Source organism: Mycobacterium persicum (assembly GCF_002086675.1).
Lineage (GTDB): Bacteria > Actinomycetota > Actinomycetes > Mycobacteriales > Mycobacteriaceae > Mycobacterium > Mycobacterium persicum.
Genome location: NZ_MVIF01000252.1, coordinates 1 through 1,039, shown reverse-complemented (window position 1 = coordinate 1,039; position 1,039 = coordinate 1). Strand labels below are relative to the sequence as shown.

Sequence of the window (1,039 nt, the reverse complement as noted above, 5' to 3'; positions counted from 1 at the left end):
CGCACCTGTTCGGTGATGTGCTCATCGGCCAGAGTCACCGCGTCCAGCCCGGTGGGTTCCGGCCCGAACATCAGCACGTCGCCGCGGACGTAGCGGGCCTGGCGGTGGGCTCCAGGTCCGCGACTCCGCTGAACCTTGGCGCCGACCGTGAAATCGACGACGCGACACGGCGAGATGGCGTCGTGCAGTTCACATTCGGCCCGCGCGGGCGAGTCCTACATGGGCATATCGGTAGCCTCCACACATGACCCTGAATCTGACCGTCGACGAAGTCCTGACCACCACCCGCTCGGTCCGCAAACGCCTCGACTTCGACAAGCCGGTACCCCGCGACGTGCTTATGGAATGCCTCGAATTGGCGTTGCAGGCGCCCACCGGTTCCAATTCCCAGGGCTGGCAGTGGGTGTTCGTCGAGGACGCCGCCACCAAGAAAGCGATCGCCGACGTCTACCTGACCAATGCCCGGGCATACCTGAGCGCACCGGCACCCGAGTACCCCGAGGGCGACACCCGCAGTGAGCGGATGGGCAAGGTCAGAAGTTCCGCGACCTATCTCGCCGAGCACATGCACGAAGCGCCGGTGCTGATGATCCCGTGCATCCAGGGCCGCGAAGACCAGACGCCGCTGGGCGGCGTGTCGTTCTGGGCGTCGCTGTTTCCGGCCGTGTGGAGCTTCTGCCTGGCGCTGCGGTCCCGCGGCCTCGGTTCCTGCTGGACGACGTTGCACCTGCTGGGCGACGGTGAGCAGCAGGTGGCCGACGTGCTCGGCATTCCCTACGACCAGTACAGCCAGGGTGGGCTGTTTCCGATCGCCTACACCAAAGGCACCGACTTCCGGCCGGCCAAGCGGCTACCCGCCGAAAGCCTGACGCACTGGAACAGCTGGTAACTAGCCTGGGTTGCCGTTGCTGCCCGGGTTGCCGTTGAAGGGGTCGCCGCCCTGGCCTCCAATACCGGAAAAGCCGGATTGCCCGGTGCCGTGGCCGCCTGCGGCGCCGTTGCCGGGGGTGCCGTGGGTGCCGCCGCCACCACCAATGCC

1 protein-coding gene and 1 pseudogene are annotated in these 1,039 nt (G+C 67.0%); one reads left to right on the top strand and one right to left on the bottom strand.

Annotated features, from left to right (window positions below):
- Nucleotides 1-182 (bottom strand): annotated as a pseudogene (locus BST40_RS33485) (hypothetical protein); the annotation flags it as partial.
- Between the two features lie 62 nt (nt 183-244).
- Between BST40_RS33485 and BST40_RS28200 the strand changes: the two are divergent.
- Nucleotides 245-889, top strand: coding sequence for a nitroreductase family protein (locus BST40_RS28200; RefSeq protein WP_075546779.1), 645 nt, complete (start codon nt 245-247; stop codon nt 887-889).
- Nucleotides 890-1,039 lie beyond the last annotated feature (150 nt).

Coding starts and splice junctions, on each gene's coding strand:
- BST40_RS28200 (WP_075546779.1), top strand. CDS start 245: ATGACCCTGAATCTGACCGTCGACGAAGTCCTGACCACCACCCGCTCG.